15 protein-coding genes are annotated in these 21,105 nt (G+C 61.8%); 14 read left to right on the top strand and 1 reads right to left on the bottom strand.

Features of this window, described 5'->3' with window-relative positions; translation table 11 throughout:
* Positions 1–77: 77 nt before the first annotated feature.
* From AAAX32_RS05060 to AAAX32_RS05005, 12 genes are all read left to right on the top strand, one after another.
* A complete protein-coding gene (locus AAAX32_RS05060) occupies positions 78–2,321 on the top strand; it encodes a DEAD/DEAH box helicase (protein WP_349100175.1) in 2,244 nt (747 codons plus the stop codon).
* Between the two features lie 621 nt (positions 2,322–2,942).
* Positions 2,943–3,704, top strand: a complete 762-nt coding sequence (locus AAAX32_RS05055) for a 4Fe-4S dicluster domain-containing protein (RefSeq protein ID WP_349100174.1) — start codon at positions 2,943–2,945, stop codon at positions 3,702–3,704.
* 343 nt (positions 3,705–4,047) lie between these two features.
* Positions 4,048–4,560 (top strand): PTS glucose transporter subunit IIA, encoded by a 513-nt coding sequence (locus tag AAAX32_RS05050; protein ID WP_349100173.1) that lies wholly within the window; start codon positions 4,048–4,050, stop codon positions 4,558–4,560.
* A gap of 18 nt (positions 4,561–4,578) precedes the next feature.
* A complete protein-coding gene (locus tag AAAX32_RS05045; RefSeq protein WP_349100172.1) occupies positions 4,579–5,433 on the top strand; it encodes a PRD domain-containing protein in 855 nt (284 codons plus the stop codon).
* 99 nt (positions 5,434–5,532) lie between these two features.
* Positions 5,533–7,149 carry a PTS transporter subunit EIIC gene (locus tag AAAX32_RS05040; protein ID WP_349100171.1) on the top strand — a complete coding sequence of 539 codons (1,617 nt, stop codon included), beginning with the start codon at positions 5,533–5,535 and terminating at the stop codon, positions 7,147–7,149.
* A gap of 3 nt (positions 7,150–7,152) precedes the next feature.
* A complete protein-coding gene (locus tag AAAX32_RS05035; RefSeq protein ID WP_117655571.1) occupies positions 7,153–8,535 on the top strand; it encodes a 6-phospho-alpha-glucosidase in 1,383 nt (460 codons plus the stop codon).
* Positions 8,536–8,791: 256 nt separating this feature from the next.
* Positions 8,792–10,624, top strand: a complete 1,833-nt coding sequence (locus AAAX32_RS05030) for an NAD(P)-binding protein (RefSeq protein WP_349100170.1) — start codon at positions 8,792–8,794, stop codon at positions 10,622–10,624.
* A 50-nt stretch (positions 10,625–10,674) separates the two neighbouring features.
* The gene (locus AAAX32_RS05025) at positions 10,675–12,429 is read left to right on the top strand and encodes a [FeFe] hydrogenase, group A (protein WP_349100198.1); all 1,755 of its coding nucleotides are present in this window, start codon (positions 10,675–10,677) and stop codon (positions 12,427–12,429) included.
* Positions 12,430–12,431: 2 nt separating this feature from the next.
* Positions 12,432–13,478: an ABC transporter substrate-binding protein gene (locus tag AAAX32_RS05020; protein WP_349100169.1), complete on the top strand. Its 1,047-nt coding sequence runs from the start codon at positions 12,432–12,434 to the stop codon at positions 13,476–13,478.
* A gap of 3 nt (positions 13,479–13,481) precedes the next feature.
* Positions 13,482–14,858, top strand: a complete 1,377-nt coding sequence (locus AAAX32_RS05015; RefSeq protein ID WP_349100168.1) for an ATP-binding cassette domain-containing protein — start codon at positions 13,482–13,484, stop codon at positions 14,856–14,858.
* A gap of 215 nt (positions 14,859–15,073) precedes the next feature.
* The gene (locus AAAX32_RS05010; protein ID WP_117637355.1) at positions 15,074–15,277 is read left to right on the top strand and encodes a hypothetical protein; all 204 of its coding nucleotides are present in this window, start codon (positions 15,074–15,076) and stop codon (positions 15,275–15,277) included.
* A gap of 88 nt (positions 15,278–15,365) precedes the next feature.
* Positions 15,366–16,277 (top strand): type II CAAX endopeptidase family protein, encoded by a 912-nt coding sequence (locus AAAX32_RS05005; RefSeq protein ID WP_349100167.1) that lies wholly within the window; start codon positions 15,366–15,368, stop codon positions 16,275–16,277.
* On the opposite strand, the gene AAAX32_RS05000 is transcribed toward AAAX32_RS05005, so the two are convergent.
* Positions 16,274–18,409: a YgiQ family radical SAM protein gene (locus AAAX32_RS05000; RefSeq protein WP_349100166.1), complete on the bottom strand. Its 2,136-nt coding sequence runs from the start codon at positions 18,407–18,409 to the stop codon at positions 16,274–16,276. The two genes, AAAX32_RS05005 and AAAX32_RS05000, sit on opposite strands and share 4 nt — an antisense overlap.
* A 268-nt stretch (positions 18,410–18,677) precedes the next feature.
* Between AAAX32_RS05000 and AAAX32_RS04995 the strand changes: the two genes are divergently transcribed.
* Together AAAX32_RS04995 and fucO are read left to right on the top strand one after the other, a co-directional pair.
* Complete coding sequence (locus AAAX32_RS04995) at positions 18,678–19,394, top strand: YoaK family protein (RefSeq protein ID WP_118377270.1); 717 nt, start codon at positions 18,678–18,680, stop codon at positions 19,392–19,394.
* 165 nt (positions 19,395–19,559) lie between these two features.
* Positions 19,560–20,726 (top strand): lactaldehyde reductase, encoded by a 1,167-nt coding sequence (gene fucO / locus AAAX32_RS04990; protein ID WP_022094861.1) that lies wholly within the window; start codon positions 19,560–19,562, stop codon positions 20,724–20,726.
* Positions 20,727–21,105: the final 379 nt, after the last annotated feature.

The following is a 21,105-nucleotide window of genomic DNA, read 5'->3' as shown; positions in this document are numbered from 1 at the left end:
GTATTAGCGCACTACCAAGCACGCCCGCGCGGCCGCATGCCGTGCCCATTGCGCGTGCAGATAAGGAACAACAACATATGCGTAATTCTGTATCCGACGTCACCGACGCCGAGATTCTGGACGAGACCCGCGAGGCCATGACCCAGGCTGCCTTCGATGCTGCCGATGAGGCCAATGCCGCCCAAGCCGTCGAGTCCGCTACCGAGAGCCTGCCCGCCTTTGACGAGCTGGGGCTTTCGGACGAGATGCTCCGTGCTATCGAGAATCTGGGCTACACGGCGCCCACGCCCGTTCAGGCCGGCTCCATCCCCGTGGTGCTCGAGGGTCGCGACCTGCTTGCCGCCGCTCAGACCGGCACCGGCAAGACGGCCGCCTTCTTGCTGCCGACCATGAACAACCTGGAGCACATTGCTCCGCCCAAACCCGTGCGTGAGCGCGGCGGCCGCAACCGCCGTCGCGGTGCCAAGAAGCCCGAGGGCAACGGCCGTGGCCCCGTGATGCTCGTCATCACCCCTACGCGCGAGCTTGCCCAGCAGATCGACGAGGTCGCGAGCAAAATCGCCGACGTCACCGGCCATGTTGCCGTGACCGTCGTGGGCGGCGTGAGCTACAAGCCCCAGACCGCTGCCCTCAAGTACGGTTGCGACATCCTGGTCGCCACGCCGGGCCGTCTGGTCGATCTGATCGAGCAGGGTGCCTGCCACCTGGACGAGGTCAAGGTGCTGGTGCTCGATGAGGCCGATCGCATGCTCGACATGGGCTTTTTGCCCGCCGTCCGCCGCATTGTGCGCGAGACGCCGGCCGAGCGCCAGACGCTGCTGTTCTCGGCGACGCTCGACGAGGAGGCCGTGGGCGAGATCACCGACCTGGTGAGCGACCCGGCCCGCGTGGAGATCGCGCCTGCCACGTCGACCGCCGACACTGTCGACCAGTTTGTGTTCCCGGTGTCCATCGAGGCCAAGAACAACCTGCTGCCCGAGTTCCTCAAAAAGGAAGGCCCGGAGCGCACTATCGTCTTTATGCGCACCAAGCACCGCGCCGACAGCTGCTGCCGTCGTCTGGAGCGTAAGGGCATCAAGGCCGCCGCGATTCACGGCAACCGCAGCCAGGCCCAGCGCGAGCGCGCGCTTTCTGCCTTCCGTGATGGCACCGTCGACGTGCTGGTGGCGACCGACGTGCTTGCCCGCGGCATCGACATCAGCGATGTGCGCTACGTCGTGAACTTTGACGTGCCGGCCGAGCCGACCGACTACATCCACCGTATTGGCCGTACGGGCCGCGCCGGCGAGCTGGGCTGGGCCATCACGTTTGTGACCGAGCAGGACGTCGACGAGTTCTACGAGATCGAGAAGCTCATGGACAAGACCGCCGACATCTACGAGGCCGGCGACCTGAATGTGGGTCCTAATCCGCCCGCGGTTGACCCCGAGCGCGACCCTGCGGCCTTTAAGGCGAAGAAGAAGACCAAGCGCGGCAAGTCCAAGAGCAAGAAGAAGCTTGAGCAGGCGCGTCGCGACGGCAAGCGCAACGGCGACGATTACGGTGATGTGGCCGGTCGTTCCAACCGCGGTCGTGACGAGCGTCGCGGCGACGGCGAGCGTCCGAGCCGTCCTAAGCGCGGCGGCAAGACCCGCGTGCGCGAGGGCGTTCAGGCTCGCGTGGACGAGGCTGTGGAGAGCGTGGCTCGCGAGGTGGCTGCCGAGGAGCGCGCTGGTGCTGTTGAGCAGGGCCCGCGCGGCAACCGTGCCGAGCGCCGTGCCAAGCAGTTCCAGGGCGAGGCACACCGCCGTCGTCGTGAGGACGAGGACCGTGGAGGTCGTCGCCGTGTTGAGCGCGAGGACGAGGGCCGCGGTTCGCGTGGCGGCAAACGCGGTGCGGGCGACCGTCGTCGTTCCGGTCGCGATGGCGAGCGCGGCGGGCGCAATGAGCGCCGTGGCGGCGAGGGTCGCGGTGAGCGAGGTGCCCGTGGCGGTGAGTCCCGTGGCGGCAAGTGCTTTGAAGAGCGCGGTAGCCGCGGCGGCGAGCGTCGCGAGGGTGCTCGCGGCAATGGCGGCCGCAGCGGCGCTGGCCGTTCTAACGAGTCGCGCGATCGTCGTGATCCGCGTGCCAGCCGCGATCGTCGCGATGACTGGCGCAACTACGACGATACCCGCGAGGAGCGTCGTGGCGGCTATCGTGGCGGGCGTGGCGGCAACCAGGCCGGCTCCCGCGGCGGCCGCGCCGGCGGTCGCGATAACCGTGGCAGCTATGGCAACAGCCGTGGCGGCAAGCGCGGCGGCAGCTCCCGTCGTCCCGGTGACGGCGGCGGCAAGCGCAAGTAACATACGCGTCGCCCACTAGAGCGAGGTGAACCAAGGGCCCTGAGCAACTACGCTCGGGGCCCTTTTTGTTTGCCGTATCCGATCGCTAGTTCAAATGTGATTTCCTCGGGAATGCATCTAGAGGATGCCGTGGGCCTGTTTCCTGCCATGCGGCAATGGGTCCCATGGGGTGTGCCGTGCATTTTTTGGAGTATTCAGCAGCTCTAGCTGGCTGCATACGATTCGGTATTGCCAACGGTGGCCTTCAGATACCCCCTATGAGCGTTTTGAGTTAGATTTCGCCGTTTTTCGAAGCAAAGGTACGTCATTCTCGCTATGTCGGAACCCTAAATGACGCAGCGCCCTACAGTTTTGCCCGCCCGCGGCGGTGCTGGCGCGGTCACGTTGCAGAATACTCCGTTTTTTGCACGGGCCAGGATGGGGTACCTCAGGAGAACACGGCGGTATCCCGTAAATATATACAATCTGTACCGTAATTTATACAAAACGAAGAGGCAGACAGCGTAGGGTGGGTGCATTGGGGTGCTTGGTGCATTAAAACGGGGACCCTACGTGCCGTATACTCTGGCTGGATGTGAAAACGGCTTGACGCGTTGCCAGGCGTAGGGGGAGGGTGTCTAGATGAGCGTATTCGAAATTGTGTTTAGTCCGACGGGTGGAACGCAGAAGGTGTCTGGCCTTGTGGCTGGAGCGCTGGACAAAAAGACCGTTACCGTCGATCTGACCGATAGCGGGTTGGATTTCCACGAGGTCTCGATGACGAAGGACGACGTGGCTGTTATCTCCGTGCCAGCGTATGCCGGCAGAGTCCCTGCCGTGGCGGTCGACCGACTGAACATGGTTCACGGCAACGGAGCGCGGGTCGTTCTGGTGTGCGTCTATGGAAACCGCGCGTTTGAGGACACGCTCGTAGAGCTGGAGGACGTTGCGAAGCATGCGGGATTCCGGGTAATCGCGGCAGTTGCAGCCATTGCAGAACATTCCATTGCGCGACAGTTTGCTGCCGGTCGTCCGGATGCGCAGGATGCGGCGCAGCTCGCAGAGTTTGCGCAGCAAATTCAGCAAAAGCTGTTGGCTGAGGATACATCCGAGCCCTCTATTCCCGGCAATCGTCCTTATAAACAAGCCAGAGGTCACCGCATGGCACCTGAGGCAACAGAGGATTGCGTCTCCTGCGGTGCATGCGCCGCGGCGTGCCCCGTTTGTGCTATCGACAAGGGTGACCCCAAACGAGCAGCTGGCGAGGCGTGCATCTCCTGCATGCGCTGCATTGCCGTATGCCCGCGAGGCGCTCGTAAGCTTGATCCCAACAAGCTATCCGCTGTTTCTCAGATGCTGAGCAAGGTTTGCGTCGTGCGGAAGGAATGCGAGCTCTTTGTCTAGCGCATACGAAATTGGTGCATTGGGGCCAGGTTAATCTGCACCAACCTGGTGCAAACAAACCTGTCCCCAATGCACCAGAGTGAGGAGCGCCCCTGGGTGCCGGCAGAAAAGGAACGTCCCTAAGTGCCGCTTAAATACCGTTTATCGGAGAATAAATACCGTTCACCGGTCATAATGATTATTCTGGCTTTGGGCTTGTCTACAATAGCTCCCGTAAAAAGAAATGCGGAAGGTTACCGAGTCCCTCGGACGTGGGCCTAACCAAAGTCTTTGAACGGATGTGTCTCTATGGACGCATTCGCTTGATTTTGGTTGGGCTATATTTATGAAGGGACATGCCACCATGGGTTTCTTTTCTCGCCTTATGGGCGGCTCGGACAAGCAGGCGACTGCATCTTCCGAGTTCGAAATCCTCGCTCCCGTTTCCGGCGAGCTTGTTCATCTGGAAAAAACCAATGACCCCGCTTTTAGCAGCCGTGCCGTGGGCGATGGCGTTGCCGTGGTTCCCCAAGAGGGAACGGTGTGCGCTCCTGTTTCCGGTACCGTCGCGGCGCTGTTCCCGACCGAGCATGCACTGGGCATCATGTCCGACGACAGCTCTGCTCAGGTGATGCTGCATATCGGAATCGACACTGTTAAACTTGAGGGCAAGGGCTTCCATGCGCTTGTTGCCCAGGGTGACCATGTCGACGCGGGCCAGCCCCTCGTTGAGGTCGATTTTGACGCGGTCCGCGCCGCCGGCTTCGATCCCACGGTCTTCGTTATTGTATGCGAGCGTTCGGAGAACTCGACTCTTCGTGAGCACGCTTCCGGCCCTGTTGCTGTTAAAGAGCCTGTCGTCTGGCTTTCCGAGTAAATTCTTTTGGTGGGTACCGTGGTTATCAAGCGAGTTTTCAACAATAACGTCGCAATGGTCACTTCGGACGATGGCTCCGAGCTCATTGTCATCGGTCGAGGCCTCTGCTTTGGCCGTCATGCCGGCGACGCTATCGATGAAGCATCGGTCGAAAAGACCTATGCGCTGCAGGAGGGCACTTCTCAGGATTCGCGTACGATTGACCGCTTGGCACATCTTTTGGAGTCCATTCCCACCGTCAACCTCGTGATTGCCGAGGACATTGTTCAGATGCTCCGTCGAGAGCTCAATGTTGATGTCAACGACAAGATTCTCATTGCTCTTGCAGACCATATCAGCCTTGCTTTGGAGCGCGAGCGCAAGGGCGTCTCCTGCGAGAATCCGTTGCTGCTCGAGATCCAGCAGTTCTATCGCAAGGAGTATGCGCTTGCGGGCCGTGCGCTGCAGATTGTCAAGGAGTATATGGGCTTCCAGATGAGCGAAGAAGAGCAGGGTTTTATTACGCTGCATATCGTCAACGCCACCATGCCGCAACGCTCCGACCGTCTCATCATCTCGGTCCAGCTTGTTCGCGACGTGCTCGCGATTGTTTCCGAGCGCTATGCCACGACCCTCGATGACACCTCGCTGCCTTACGAACGTTTCGTTCGTCACCTGCAGTTTTTCGCGCAGCGAGCGCTCGATCCTGCGGCCGGGCAAATCAATGGTGACGCGCTGTTCCGAATCGATGAAACGGTGTACCCGTGCGCATCCTCGTGCGCGGACGCCATAGCCGCCCACTTGTCGTCTACCTATAACGTTGTCGTTACCAATGCCGAGAAGAGTTATCTCGCTTACCACATTGTTAACCTGCTTGGAGAACCTGGTCTCTAGGCATAACGTGCCCACACATCGATTGATATAAGGCAGGGCTTATGGCCTTGTCCAGGGCACATCTGTCTTAATTTGCGGAAAAGGAAGGGGAGTACCGCTATGACCGCAAAAAAGAAGTTCAATTTCAAAGCGCCGTTGGGGGTGTTCGCGAAGTCAATCGTTCAGCCGATGATGTATCTCTCGGTTGCCGGCATTCTGCTCATCGTGGGCATTATTCTGACCAACAAGACCATCTGCGCCGTGATCCCTGTGCTGGGCTCCGGTCCGTTCCAGCTTGTGGGCGCCGTTGTCTATCAGTCGCTGATGTTTATCATCAACAACCTCTCGATTCTGTTCTGCGTGGGCATCGCCGGCGCCATGGCAAAGAAGAACAAGGGCCATGCTTCGCTGATCGCCCTGATGTCGTTCTTCCTGTTCCTGCAGGCTAACAACATCGTGCTCAACGCCACCGGCTCTCTTGCCGAAGCGAGCGGCATGCTCGGCCTTACCGGAACCGGCCAGAGCACCGTTATGGGCATTCAGGTGCTCGATACCGGCGTGTTTGGCGGCATCATTCTTGGTTGCATCACCGGTGCCGTGTTCAACAAGTACTCGAACAAGCAGTTCCCCATTGCCCTTTCGATGTTCTCGGGCGTTCGTTTTCCGTTCCTGATCATGATCATCATCTCCTGGATCATGGGCGCTGGCTTCTGCATCGTTTGGCCTCCGGTTCAGGGCGCCATCTCCTCCGTTGCCGGCATCATTAAGGAGTCGGGCAACATCGGTCTGTTTATCTACGGCATGCTCAACAAGCTGCTCGTTCCCACCGGTCTGCACCACCTCATCTACACTCCGTTCCAGTTTTCCGATGTGGGTGGCACCCTGACGCTGGGTGATCAGGTTATCGCCGGCGCCTATCCCATCCGTGTCGCCGAGATGGCAATGACGGGCCAGCCCTTCTCCGATAGCACCTACTTCAACAGCTACACCTTCAACAACCTGTGGCCCTACATCGGTATCGGTCTCGCCTTTATCTTCACCGCTTACAAGGGGAACAAGGATAAGACCAAGGCCGTTATCATCCCGCTGATCATCACCGCCGTGCTCTCCTGTGTCACCGAGCCCATGGACTTCCTCTTTGTCTTTGCCGCTCCCGTGCTCTTTGTCGTTCACTCGGTTCTTTCCGGCATCTTCCTGGTTCTGCTCAAGGTCCTCTCCGTGCCCGCTTCGACTGCAGGCGGTATCATCAACATCGTGGTTTCCAACCTGGTCCTCGGTGTCGACAAGACCAACTGGCCGGTTATGCTGGTGCTTGGAGTCGTCAACGCCGCTCTGTACTTCTTCCTCTTCACCTTCCTTATTAAGAAGCTCAACCTCCACACGCCTGGCCGCGAGGAGGAGTCCGAGCTCGCCGAGTCCGTTGCCGAGGGCGAGGCCGCCGCGTCTGTCGCGGTGAAGCAGGGCGCTGTTGCCGCAGCTCCCGCAGAGGGCGTCGATGCAGGTATTGCCGACCTGGTCGCAGGTCTTGGCGGCAAGGACAACATCGAGGAGCTCGAGAACTGCTTTACGCGTCTTCGCGTGAACGTTAAGAACCCGGACCTCATCGATGAGAACCTCATCAACCACGTGCCCAACAGCGGCATCAACCGCAACGGCAACAATATCCAGATCATCTTTGGCATGAAGGTCGCCGAGATGCGCGACAAGGTCGAAAACGCAATTGAGAAGGAGCAGTAAACAATGATCATTACTCTGTGTGGTGGCGGATCCACCTTTACCCCCGGCATCGTCAAGTCCATCGCCCTGCGCAAGGACGAGCTCGACGTTGACGAGATTCGTCTGTACGACATCAACGAGGAGCGTCAGCGCAAGATCGGCGTGCTCGTGGACTGGATTTTGCACGAGGACCTTGGCCTGGACATCAAGCTTACGGTGACCACCGACAAAAAGACGGCTTTTACCGACGCGAGCTTCGTGTTTGCCCAGATGCGCGTGGGCGGCTACGCCATGCGCGAGCAGGACGAGAAGATTCCGCTGCGCCACGGTTGCGTGGGTCAGGAGACCTGCGGCTGCGGCGGCCTTGCCTACGGCATGCGCACCATCTTCCCCATGGTCGAGCTGATCGATGACGTTGAGAAGTACGCCAAGAAGGACTACTGGATTCTCAACTACTCCAACCCTGCTGCCATCGTGTCCGAGGGCTGCCGCGTGCTGCGTCCCAACGCTCGCATCATCAACATCTGCGACATGCCGATCGCGATCATCGACGTGGTTTGCGCCGCACTCGATATCGACAAGAAGGATGTCGAGTACGATTACTTTGGCCTCAACCACTTTGGTTGGTTCACCTCGATCCGCCACAAGGGCGAGGAGGTGCTCCCGCAGCTGCGCGAGTACATCAAGGAGCATGAGATTCTGCTGCCCGACTCCTACCTCAAGGGCATGGGCTCGCTCATGGCAAAGAAGCCCGAGGAGGCCACTGACGAGCACCCCGAGCAGAACCGCCACACCAAGGGCAGCTGGTACTACGTCTGGAAGGGCGAGTACGAGATCATGGAGTGCTTCCCGGAGTACCTGCCCAACACGTATCTGAACTACTACCTGCAGCAGAAGGAGTTCGTCGAGCATTCCAACCCCGAGCGCACCCGTGCTAACGAGGTTGAGGAGACGCGTGAGAAGAACCTCTTCGACGGCATCGACCACTACGAGAAGACGGGCGAGATCGACGAGAGCACGTTCTATGCGGGCAGCCACGGCGACTGGATTGCCGATCTGGCTATCGCTCTGAAGAACGACACCAAGCAGCGCTTCCTGGTCATTTGCGAGAACAAGGGCGCTATCCCCAACATGCCCTACGACGCTATGGTCGAGCTGCCTGCCTACATTGGCAAGAATGGCCCCGAGGTCATCAGCCGCGACAACATTCCTCTGTTCCAGCAGGGCCTCATGATGCAGCAGCTGAACTCCGAGAAGCTCGTGGTCGAGGCTACGATCGAGGGTTCTTACGAGAAGGCGCTCAAGGCCTTTACGCTGAACAAGACCGTGCCTTCGATGAAGGTCGCCAAGGAGGTTCTCGACGACATGATCGAGGCCAACAAGGGCTACTGGCCCGAGCTTAAGTAAAAGCAACAGGGTCGCTGGCCGCATACCTGGAGCAATGCCCCGTCCACGTGATTGCGTGGGCGGGGCATTGTCATTTGGTAACGCGTTTTATCAAATATGGCATTTATCTGCGGTAATGTTCTATTTCACCGCCGAGGGTGACATTTCATACCGCCTGCCGAACTGCGTGGAGACCTAACAACTTTTTAGGTCAGTGTTGTGCGTGTAGCAACTTCGCCCGGCCTCGCCTCCGGGCTGCCATGTGAGAGGGGATCTTATGGCTCGACTACACGTAATGGAACGCAGCCACGCTCAGGCCGTCATGGACGACCTGCACGATGCGCTCGGACGTCGTCTGGCGGTGAGTTCGCTCGCCCCGTGCCCCGTTGAGTTTACGGCAGCGCTCGTCAATCTGTGCTCCACCCAGAGCTGCGGCAAGTGCACGCCCTGCCGCGTGGGCCTGAGCGCGCTGAGCGACCTGCTCGCCGATGTGCTCGAGGGCCGCGCCGACGAGTCCACGCTCAACTTGATTGAGCGCACCGCCCGCACCATCTACCTTTCGAGCGACTGCGCCATCGGCTACGAAGCTGGCGCCATGGCACTCACGGCCATTCGCGGCTTCCGCGACGATTTTGAGCACCACATTCGCGAGCACTCCTGCGGCTTTGACCGCGAGGCCCGCGTCCCGTGCGTTTCGGGCTGCCCGGCGCACGTCGACATTCCCGGGTACATTTCGCTGGTCGAGGCCGGCCGCTATGCCGACGCCGTCAAGGTCATCCGCAAGAACAATCCGCTGCCGCTCGTCTGCGGCCTGGTGTGCGAGCATCCCTGCGAGATGCACTGCCGCCGTGGCATGGTCGACGACCCCATGAACATCCTCGCCCTCAAGCGTTTTGCCGTTGAGCATAGCGACCTCAACGACCACAAGCCGCATGTGGTGGACAACACCGGGAAGCGCGTCGCCGTGATCGGCGGCGGCCCGGCCGGTCTTTCTTGCGCTTACTACCTGGCCGTGATGGGCCACAAGGTGACCATCTTGGAGCAGCGCCACCACCTGGGCGGCATGCTGCGCTACGGCATCCCCAGCTATCGTCTGCCGCGCGAGCGCCTGCAGACCGAGACCGACTGGATCTTGAGCGCCGGCATCGACGTTGAGCTCGATCACTCCGTCAACGGCGAGGAACTTGCCCGCCTGCGCGACGAGTTCGATGCCGTCTACCTGGCCATTGGCGCCCACAGCGATAAGAAGCTCGGCCTTCCGGGCGAGGAAGCGCTCGGCGTGGAGTCGGCCGTCAAGATGCTGCGCGCCATCGGCGACGACGAGCTGCCCGACCTGAGCGGCCAGCGCGTGTGCGTCATCGGCGGCGGCAACGTGGCCATGGACGTGGCGCGCTCCGCCGTGCGCTGCGGTGCCGAAAAGGTGAGCATCGTCTACCGCCGTCGCATCTGCGACATGACGGCCCAGGACGCCGAGATCGCCGGCGCCCAGGCCGAGGGCTGCGAGGTACTGGAGTTGACCGCCCCGCTCGCTATCGAGACGGGCGAGGAAGGTCGCGTGAGTGGCCTGCGCGTGCAGCCGCAGATCATCGGCGAGCCCCGTCGTGGGCGTCCGGCCCCGCGTGTCGCCGCCACGCCCGAGCGCGTCATTCCCTGCGAGCGCGTGTTTGTGGCCATTGGCCAGGACATCGATTCCAAGCCGTTTGAGGACATGGGCATCGCCTGCAAGTGGGGTCGCGTCGTCACCGATTCGGATGGCGCCGTGCCTAACTTCGATGGCCTCTTTAGCGGCGGTGACTGCCAGACCGGCCCCGCCACCGTCATCCGTGCCATCAACGCCGGCCGCGTTGCTTCGGCAAATATCGACCGCTATCTGGGCTTTGACCACAAGATCAAGCTCGACGTTGAGCTGCCGACCGTGCAGTTTAAGGGCAAGCACGAGTGCGGCCGCTGCGAGCTGGGCGAGCGCGAAGCCGGCGAGCGCATCCACGATTGGAATCTGGTCGAGCAGGGCCTTACCGAGGAGGAGGCACGCCAGGAGGCAAGCCGCTGCCTGCGTTGCGACCACTTTGGCTTTGGCGCGTTCCGCGGAGGGAGGAACCTGGAATGGTAGAGCCCAACAAAACCACTGTCAGCGACAACACCGAAAGCGGAGCACTCAACATGGTCAAGCTCACGATCGATAATTGCGAGGTCGTGGTGCCCGAGCACACCACGATCCTGGATGCGGCCAAGTCCGTCGGCATCCAGATTCCCACCCTGTGCTACCTGCGCGATCTGAACGAGATCGGCGGTTGCCGCGTGTGCGTGGTCGAGGTCGAGGGCTGCGACCAGCTGGTTGCCGCCTGCAACAACTACGTGCTCGACGGCATGGTGGTCCATACCAACAGCCCCAAGGCCCGCGAGGCCCGTCGCACCAACGTGCAGCTGCTGCTGTCCCAGCACGACTCGCGCTGTGCGAGCTGTGTGCGCAGCGGCAACTGCAACCTGCAGACCATCGCCAACGACCTTGGCATTTTCTATCTGCCGTATCAAAGGCATTTGGCGGGCGAGGGCTGGGATTTCGATTTTCCCATCATCCGCGAAAACGACAAGTGCATTAAATGCATGCGCTGCATCAAGGTGTGCGAGAGCGTGCAGGGCCTAGGGATTTGGGACCTGACCAACCGCGCCACGCATACCGCCGTGGGTACCCGCGGGCGCGCACCGATCGGCAAGACCGATTGCGTCGCGTGCGGCCAGTGCATTACACATTGTCCGACGGGCGCCCTGCGCGAGCGCGACGATACCGAGACCGTGTTTGACGCGCTCGCTAATCCCGACAAGATCGTGCTGGTGCAGATCGCGCCGGCCGTGCGCAGCGCCTGGGGCGAGGAACTCGGCATATCTCGCGAGGAGGCCACCGTTGAGCGCCTGGCCTGCGCGCTGCGCCGCGTGGGCTTTGAGTACGTGTTCGACACCGATTTCTCGGCCGACCTCACCATTATGGAGGAGGGATCCGAACTGATCGAGCGCCTGGGCGCCGCCGCCAAGGGCGAGGGCGACAGCCGCGGCTGGCCCATGTTTACGAGCTGCTGCCCGGGCTGGGTGCGCTTTGTGAAGGCGCGCTATCCGGAGTTTGTCGACAGCCTGTCCACGTCCAAGTCGCCGCAGCAGATGTTCGGCGCTATTGCCAAGACCTACTACGCCAAGGTGCTGGGCGTGGAGTCCGAGCGCCTGTTCGTGGTGTCCGTTATGCCGTGCACGGCCAAGAAGGCCGAGTGCGCGCTGCCGAGCATGGTGGGCGAGGACGGCACGCCCGATGTGGACGTTGCACTGACGGTGCGCGAGATGGTGCGCATGATCCGTGCGAGCCACGTGAGCGTCGACACGCTGGTCGAGGAGCCGCTCGATACGCCGCTGGGCTTTGGCACGGGCGCGGGTGTGATCTTTGGCGCCACGGGCGGCGTGATGGAGGCCGCCGTGCGCTCGGCATATTACCTAGTGACGGGTAAGAACCCCGATGCGGATTTCTTTACCGACGTGCGTGGACTGGACGGCTGGAAGGAAGCCGCGGCCGATATCGATGGCACCAAGGTGCGCGTCGCCGTGGCACACGGGCTGGGCAACGCCGCCCGCCTGCTCGATGCGATTCGCGACGGCCGTGTGGGCTATGACTTCGTTGAGGTTATGGCGTGCCCGGGCGGCTGCGTCGGTGGCGGCGGTCAGCCCATCCATGACGGCTGCGAGCTGGCGGCCGAGCGTGGCCAGGTGCTGTGGGGGCTCGATGCGAACGCCGAGATTCGCTTCTCGCACGAGAATCCCGATGTCCAGGCGTGCTATCGCGAGTTCTTGGGAGCGCCGCTTTCGCCGCTGGCCGAGGAGTTGCTGTATACCGACCATCACGCATGGACGATGCCTAACGAGGGGGCGTGCTAGCGATGCGCGCGTTTAATGTTGAGATGACGCGCCGGGGGTTTGCCTCGGCGCTCGCCGTGGGCGCGTTGTCGCTCGCGCTGGCTGGCTGCGGCGGCGGAGCTGCGGGGGCGGGGTCGGCTGCCGGGTCCGCCGCTGACGGTGCCGCTGCCGAGCCGGTTGAGGTGCACGTCGCATCGCTCAAGGGACCGACCTCGATTGGCCTGGTGCAGTTTATGGACCAGGCTGCCGATGACGAGACGGACAACGAGTTCGACTTTGCGATCAACACTGCCGCCGACGAGATTGTGCCCAAGGTCATTCAAGGCGATGTCGACATTGCCCTGGTGCCCGCCAACGTGGCGAGCGTGCTCTACAACAAGACCGAGGGCGCGGTGCAGGTCATCGACATCAACACGCTGGGCGTGCTGAACGTTGTGACGGGCGACGCGGACGTTACCTCGTTTGGCGATCTGGCGGGTCGTACCGTCTACATGACAGGCAAGGGCACCACGCCGGAGTACGTCATGAACTACCTGCTGGAGCGCGCGGGCCTGACCGGCCAGGTGGCGCTTGAGTTTAAGAGCGAGCCCACCGAGGTGCTGTCGGCGCTGCTTGCCGATCCGTCTGCCGTGGGCGTGCTGCCCGAGCCGTTCAAGACCGCTGCCATCGCAAAGAGCGAAGGCAAACTGTCGGCGCCGGTAAGTCTGACCGATGTGTGGGATGAGCTGGCGGGTGACACGGGCTCGCGCTTGCTGACGGGTGTGACCGTGGTGCGCCGAGCCTTTGCCGAGGAACATCCCGAGGCCGTGGCGGAGTTCTTGAGCTGCCATGCGGCGAGCGTTAAGGCTGTCAATGCGGCGCCGGCAGACTGGGCGCAGGCCGTGGTCGATGCCGGCATCGTGGACAACGCCAAGATTGCCGAGAAGGCGATTCCCGGGTGCATGCTTGTCTGCCAGACGGGCAGGGATATGAAGGCGGCACTTAGCGGGTATCTGCAGGTGCTGTCCGACGCGGGCGCGAGTGCCGTGGGCGGCAAGCTCCCGGCCGATGATTTCTACTACATGGAGTAGCCCGTGCGTGCGTTTGCTCGACAAATGACAGAGCGTATGAAGGCGGTGGCGGCAGGTGGTGCCGTCGCCGCCTTTTGGCTTGCCGTGTGGGTGCTGGTGGCGGGTCTCGTGGCGCAGCCGTTGATTTTGCCGGGGCCGGGCGCTGTTGCGGTGGCGTTGCTGCGGCTGGTATGCGATGCTAGCACGTGGGCGATTCTGGCGGGCTCGGGTGCGCGGATTCTAGGCGGTTTGGCGCTTGCCGCGGTGTGCGGTGGTTTGCTGGCCGGAATTTCGTCACGCTCGCGGGCGTTTGCACGCTTGGTGGCGCCGGCGCTTTCGTTTGTAAAGGCGACGCCGGTTGCCTGCGTGGTGGTCCTGCTGCTCATTTGGCTGGGGTCGGCGCGCGTGAGCATCGCCGCGGTCTTATTGATGGCGCTGCCGGGCGTATATTTCTCGCTGGTCGAGGGCTTGGCACAAGTGGATAAGCCGCTGGAGCAGATGTTTCGCCTGCATGGCGTGCGGGGCTGGCGACTGCTCTTCGCCCACACCTGGCGCGAAGTCCTGCCGTTTGTGCTTTCGTGCGCCCGCGCCGTGATCGGCATGAGCTGGAAGGCCGGCGTGGCGGCGGAGCTGATCGGCATGGCGACGGACACCGTGGGTGAGCGCATCTATCAGGCAAAGCTTTTGATTGAGACGGCTGATCTGCTGGCGTGGACCGTGTTGGTCGTGGCGGCATCGTGGGCATGCGAGCGCGTGCTGGTGTGGCTGCTGCGGGCTTCGGGGCCTGCGGCGTGGCGTGCGGCGGTGCGGTCGCATGGGCATGGATTGCGCGGCCGTGCGGGGGCTGCGAGCGATGGCGCTGCGGCGGAGCTTGCGCTTGCCGTGGGCGATCGCGCGCCCTGGGCGCCGGCGCTCGACGGGCTGGTGCTCAACGTGCCCGCGGGTGGGCGTATCTGTGTGATGGGCGCCTCGGGTGTGGGCAAGTCGACGCTCCTTGCCCTTGCGGCGGGGGAGTGCGCGCCGTGCTCCATGGTGTTTCAGGATGTGCGCCTGGTCGAGGATGCTTCTGCCCTGGATAACGTGCTGGTGTGCGCCGACGCGCGCGTGAGTGCTTCGAGCGCTGCGGCCTTGCTGCGCCGGTTGGTGCCGGGAATCGACGTGCATGCGCGCGTGGCCGAGCTTTCGGGCGGGCAGCGCCGTCGCGTCGAGATCGCTCGAGCCCTGCTGTGCCCGGGCGGCGCGGTGATTCTTGACGAGCCCTTTACCGGCCTGGATGCCGCCGCGCGCGATGTGACGGCCGACGCTGTGCTCGACTTGCTCGACGGCCGCATGCTCCTGCTTGCCACGCACGACACCGCCGATGCTCAGGCCCTCGATATCTCGGATATCATCACGCTCTAAATACTAACTCAGCAACAAAATGATTCGTTTTCCTCCGTCCCCATGGGGTCGGGTGTGGTATTCTATCTGAGGGGTAATACTTAGGGATACCAAGTAATACCAACGCCGCAGAAACAAACTCCGGATGCGGGCCAATCGGGTTGCCTTCACAGCCCGTCGCCCAGCCGCGTGGCCCGCATCTATCCGCACTACCGTCGTTTCAAAAAGGAAGCGCCATGGCAGAACACATGACCCCCGTAGTCGCGAAGGTCTTGCCCGAGGAGAAGGCAGCCTTCGCGGCGGCAACCCAGCTCGTGGGCACCACGCCGTCCAACGCCATCCGCATGTTTATCGCCGCGTTCAATCGCTGCGGCACCTTCCCGTTCGACATCTCGCCCAACGGGGCCTTTGGCATTTCGCCCGATTCTCATCAACAATGACTGTCCCAAACTGCCGGCACTTAGGGACGTTCCTTTTCTGCCGGCAGTTAAGGAACGTCCCTAAGTGCCGGGTTTTGAGGAGGTTAGCATGCTCAATGCGCTGGTTTGGGCGCTTGCCTGTTTTGGTGTTGTCGCTGCCGATATAGCCCTGAGCGTGGCTCTGTTTTCTGTTCTCGATGCCGTGTCGGTGCTGACGGCTTTCCCGATCGACAACCTCGATATTCAATGGTTTCAGGCCGCCGCTCAGACGGCGTCGTTTTTGATGGCGCTGCTGTGGTGGCGCTATCTGTGGCCCCGCTCCTTCATGGCGCGCCGGCAAGGTGAGCGCCCGCTCGGCGGGGGAGTAAATGCTGCATGGAAGCGCATCGCATGCGTTGTCGTGATCGGCCTATCCATGCAGGTGGTCATTAGCTACCTATGCGACGGCGTGCTGTCGCTGCTGCCCGAGGTTGCGGCAGACTATAGCGAGCTCGTCGAGGAAACGGGTATGGGCGATACCAACCTTCTTGCCGTCCTGACCACGGTGCTCGGCGCTCCGTTTTGCGAGGAGTTGCTGGTGCGCGGCATTGTTTTTGAGTTTTCGCTACGAGCGTTTAACCCCCAATGTCGCCCACTTTGGAAGCGGCGGCGTCGTGCGAGCGCGCAGGACGGCGCCATGGTACCCTGGGCGGCCCCGAGCGCGCGGGGTATCGCCGCGGCAATCGTGCTGCAGGCGGCAATCTTCGGTTTTATGCACATGAACTGGGTGCAGGGCTGCTATGCGGGTGCCGCGGGCATCATTTTTGGTTGGGTGCTCGTGACCACCGGAAAGCTTCGCTATACGATTCTGCTGCACTTTGCCTTTAATGCCGGGTCATACCTGATGGGTCTGTTGTGGTTTGTGAACACACCGCTCGACGTGGTAATCACGGTCACCATAGCCGGCATCATCCTCGTGGAGACGATGCGCTCACTGCGTCACGCATGCGAGACGGGCATAGCGACAGCACCGCTGCCCTAGTTGCGACGCCCGCCTCCGTTGGCGCCCTGACGCCCCTGGGCCGCGCGATTACGCCCGGCAGTGTTCTGTGCACGCGACATGCCGCCGTGCCCCTTGCTGCCTTTGGGTCCCTTGCCGCCAGCACCGCCGTGGGCCTTGCCGCCCTTCTTGCCGGTGCCATGCCCACCGCCAGCAGACGTCTCGCCCGGGCGCGGCGGCACGGGGCGGATTAGACAGTGTTTGGTGTAGCCGATCAGGTCACGACGTCCGGCTTTTTCCAGCGCCTCGCGTACCAGCTTGTAGTTCTCGGGTTTGCGATACTGGATGAGCGCACGCTGCATGGCCTTTTCGTGCGGGTCGCGCGCCACATAGATCGGCTCCATGGTGCGTGGGTCCACGCCGGTGTAGTACATGCAGGTCGACATGGTGGACGGTGTGGGGTAGAAGTCCTGCACCTGTTCGGGCATGTAGCCCATGTCGCGTACGGCCTCGGCCAGGTCCACAGCTTCCTTCATCGTTGAACCGGGGTGGCTCGAGATTAGGTATGGCACTACGTACTGCTTGAGTCCGTATTCGCGGTTCAAGCGTTCAAATTTACGGCAGAACGCGTCGTAGACGGCGCGGCTCGGTTTGCCCATCACGGACAGCACCGCGTCGCTCACGTGCTCGGGTGCTACGCGCAGCTGGCCCGAGACGTGATGCTCCAGCAGCTCGCGCAAAAACTCGTCCGAGGCGTCGGCCATGGTGTAGTCAAAGCGTATGCCGCTGCGGACGAAGACCTTCTTGACGCCCGGCAGCTGGCGCAGATCGCGCAGCAGCTGCGTGTAGCCGCTCTCGTCGACCACCATGTTCTTGCACACACTCGGCCACAGACAGCGCTTGTTCTTGCACACGCCGTGCTTGAGCTGCTTGTCGCAGGCCGGACGGCTAAAGTTGGCCGTCGGTCCACCCACGTCGTTGATGTAGCCCTTAAACTCGGGATCGTGCGTGAGCAGCTCGGCCTCGCGCATGATCGAGTCGTGGCTGCGCATCTGCAGTACGCGGCCCTGGTGGAAGGTGAGGGCGCAAAACGAGCACTCGCCAAAACAGCCGCGGTTGGAGCTAATGGAAAATTTGATTTCGGCAAAGGCCGGCACGCCGCCCGTTGCGTCGTAGTCGGGATGCCAATCGCGTGCGTAGGGGAGTTCGGCAACCTCGTCCATCTCGTCTGTGGTGAGTGTTGCCGATGGCGGGTTCTGCACCACATAGACGCTGTTGGGGTAGGGCTCTACCAGACGATGCCCGGTGATGGGGTCCATGTTCTGCTGCTGCACATTAAAGCTGCGCGCGTAGTTGAGCTTGTCAGCGGCAAGGTCGTCCCAGCTGGGCAGCAGGTCGTAGTCGTAGACCTCGTCGAGCGAACCCGTGCGGTAGACGGTACCGTTGACGTAGGTGATCTGATCGACAGGCAGTCCGGCATCGAGCGCGTCGGCGATCTCGACGATCGCATGCTCGCCCATGCCGTAGATGAGGATGTCGGCGCCCGAGTCGAGCAGTACCGAGCGCTTGAGCTTGTCCTGCCAGTAGTCGTAGTGGGCCAGGCGGCGCAGGCTTGCCTCGATGCCGCCGATGATGATGGGAGCGTCCTTGAACGTCTGGCGGATGAGGTTGCCGTAGACCGTGACGGCTCGGTTGGGACGGCGCCCCTCCTCGCCGCCGGGGGTATAGGCATCGGTGTGGCGGCGGTGCTTGGTCACCGAATAGTGGTTGACCATGGAGTCCATGTTGCCGGCGCTGACGAGAAAGCCCAGGCGCGGCTCGCCGAGCACGGTGATACTGGCGGGGTCGGTCCAGTCGGGCTGGCAGATGATACCCACCTTGTAGCCGTGCGCGTCGAGGACGCGGCTGATGATGGCCATACCAAAACTGGGATGGTCCACGTAGGCGTCGCCGCAGATGTAGACAAAGTCGCACTGGTCCCAGCCGCGCGCATCCATATCGGAGCGGCTGACGGGGAGGAACTTATCGCGGCCTGGACGCCAGGGACGGACAGGTGCTGCCGGGGTATGAGTGGCGTGGCCGCCCTGGGCCTTGCCGCCACGTTTTTGCTGCTGGCCCTGTTTGCCCTGCTGACTGCGCTGGTTGTTCTGAGCGTGCTGAGGCTTTTTTGCCACGATCCCTCCCGGTGTCTGTATGCTGCACGTAATTGTAACCAGTCTTTTTAGGACGGGGCTAAAAAGACTGGTGGAGTACACGAGCTGGTGGATCGGCGCGTCGATGCGGGTGTCGGTGCCGCGTCTGCCGTTTGTTTCCAGACTGTGTATCTGCGCGTTGGAGAACCCGTCTCGCGCGCACGCCATGTTGTCAATGGGTTACAGTATGAACGGCGGCTATGTCTCCGCCAACGCACGAGAGAGTCGTCAACAAGGAGGATGCACGACGATGCAGCGTGCCAAACAGATATCGGAGTCTATTGAGCTGGGCATCATCTTGGCGCTCGCCGGTGGCTTTATGGACGTTTATTCGTACATTGGGCGCGACCATGTTTTCGCTAACGCGCAGACGGGCAACATCTTGCTCGTGGGCGTGAGCATCTCGGAGGGCAATTGGGCACTTGCGGGGCGCTACTTCTTCCCTGTGGTGTCGTTTGCTGTGGGCATTATGCTTGCCGACCTGGTACACGAACGGTTTGGCAGCGTGATTCACTGGCGCCAAGTGACGGTGTTCTTTGAAGCCGTCATCTTGCTGGGCGTGAGCTTTATCCCGGGTGGCGGTTACAACCTGCTCGCCAACTGTCTCACCTCGTTTGCCTGCGGCATGCAGGTCGAGAGCTTCCGCAAGATCCACGGTCACGGCATCGCCACGACCATGTGTATCGGCAACCTCCGTAATGCCTTGCAAAACGTGGACGACTACATCATCACCCACAGACGCGGCTTTTTGGAAAACGGCCTGCTGTACTTTGGCGTGATCTTTACCTTTGTGTTTGGCGCCGTGTTGGGCAACTGGTGCATTGAGCGCATGGGCCTGCACGCCATCGTCGTGGCGAGCTTGCTGCTGTTTGTCGCGTTTGCCATCATGTTCATCGACCGCGAGCGCGACTTGCGCTTACGCTGGAAGGTTGCGGCCGAGGCTTGGAAAGAGGGCTGCCGAAAGTAACCGAATGCGGCAAAGGGGCTGTCCCTTCGCCGCATTATTTTTCATCATATGTTGAAACGCTTTAACACTTTTGATGTTCTCGCGTGTTTTTTGTTTCAAAAGCGTTAGGATGGGACTCATAGCGCGGGGCGTAATGGGTGCCCCGCACACGATAGGAGGCTATCAATGGCTAATCGTTTCGTTCTCAATACCATCTCTTATCATGGTTCCGGCGCCATCAAGGAGATCCCCGGCGAGCTCCAGCGTCGCGGCTACAAGAAGATCTTCGTCTGCTCTGATCCCGACCTGGTCAAGTTTGGCGTTACCGCTAAGGTGACCGACGAGCTCGACGCCGCCGGCATCGCTTGGAGCCTCTACTCCGAGATCAAGCCCAACCCCACCATCCAGAACGTCAAGGACGGCGTCGAGGCCTTCAAGGCCGCCGAGGCTGACGCTATCGTGACCATCGGTGGCGGCTCTTCCATGGACACCGCCAAGGCCATCGGCATCATCATCAACAACCCTGAGTTCGCCGATGTCCGCAGCCTCGAGGGCGTTGCTCCCACCAAGAACCATGCCGTGTTCACCATCGCCGTGCCGACGACCGCCGGTACCGCTGCCGAGGTGACCATCAACTACGTCATCACCGACCCCGAGAAGGTCCGCAAGTTCGTGTGCGTCGACACCAACGACGCCCCCGAGGTCGCCGTCGTCGACCCCGACATGATGGCTTCCATGCCCGCCGGCCTGACCGCCTCCACCGGCATGGACGCTCTGACCCACGCCATCGAGGGCTACACTACCAAGGGCGCTTGGGAGCTCTCCGACATGTTCCACTTTGAGGCTATTAAGCTGATCAGCGAGAACCTGCGCGACTCCGTCGCCGAGGCCAAGTCCGGCCAGCCCGGCTCCGGCCGCGAGGGCATGGCTCTTGGCCAGTATGTCGCCGGCATGGGCTTCTCCAACGTTGGCCTGGGCATCGACCACGCCATGGCTCACACCCTGTCCGCTCACTACGACACCCCGCACGGCGTCGCTTGCGCCATGCTGCTGCCGATCGCCATGGAGTTCAACAAGCCGGTTTGCGCCGAGCGCCTGGCCAAGGTTGCCGTTGCCATGGGCGTTGACACCACGGGTATGAGCACCGACGAGGCTGCCGACGCCGCTATCGCCGCCGTCAAGCAGCTCTCTGCCGATGTGAACATCCCGCACGTCTGCGAGGCCATGAAGGCCGACGAGATCGAGGTCTTGGCCAAGGACGCCATGGCCGACGCCTGCTTCCCGGGCAACCCGCGCGAGGCGACGCTCGACGACGTCATCGAGCTCTTCAAGAAGATTTGCCCGGCTGCCTAGCCCAGTTTGGTGGTCCTTCGCCCGTAGGTGTATGGTCTTTTGACGTGCCGCTGGCCCCGCCGTGCTACGCACGGCGGGGCTTTTTGTGCTGCGTCGATGCCCTGAGACGGACAAAACCAAGGCGTACTGCCCGCTGCGGATAGGTGGTGCACTTCCCAGCGTGCATTTTTGGGAGTATTCAGCAAGCTCTTAAAAATGCATAACGTTTTGAATGGCCCGTAGTGGCCCGCAGGCGCCCATCGACAGCCATTGTGGGCGGGCTATCGATGAGTGGAGGGGGTTGTTACTGAGTTTTTGCTTTGCGACGACCTGCAACACTGCTGTAACCACGTCGTTTTGTCGTTCGTGATGGGGCCGTTGGGGCCCACGGTGCTGAATA

Origin of the sequence: Collinsella sp. CLA-ER-H3, assembly GCF_040092425.1 — a bacterium.
In the GTDB taxonomy this organism is placed as follows: Bacteria; Actinomycetota; Coriobacteriia; order Coriobacteriales; family Coriobacteriaceae; genus Collinsella.
The sequence above is the reverse complement of the archived record's forward strand: the minus strand, read 5'-3'. Positions and strand labels throughout refer to the sequence as shown.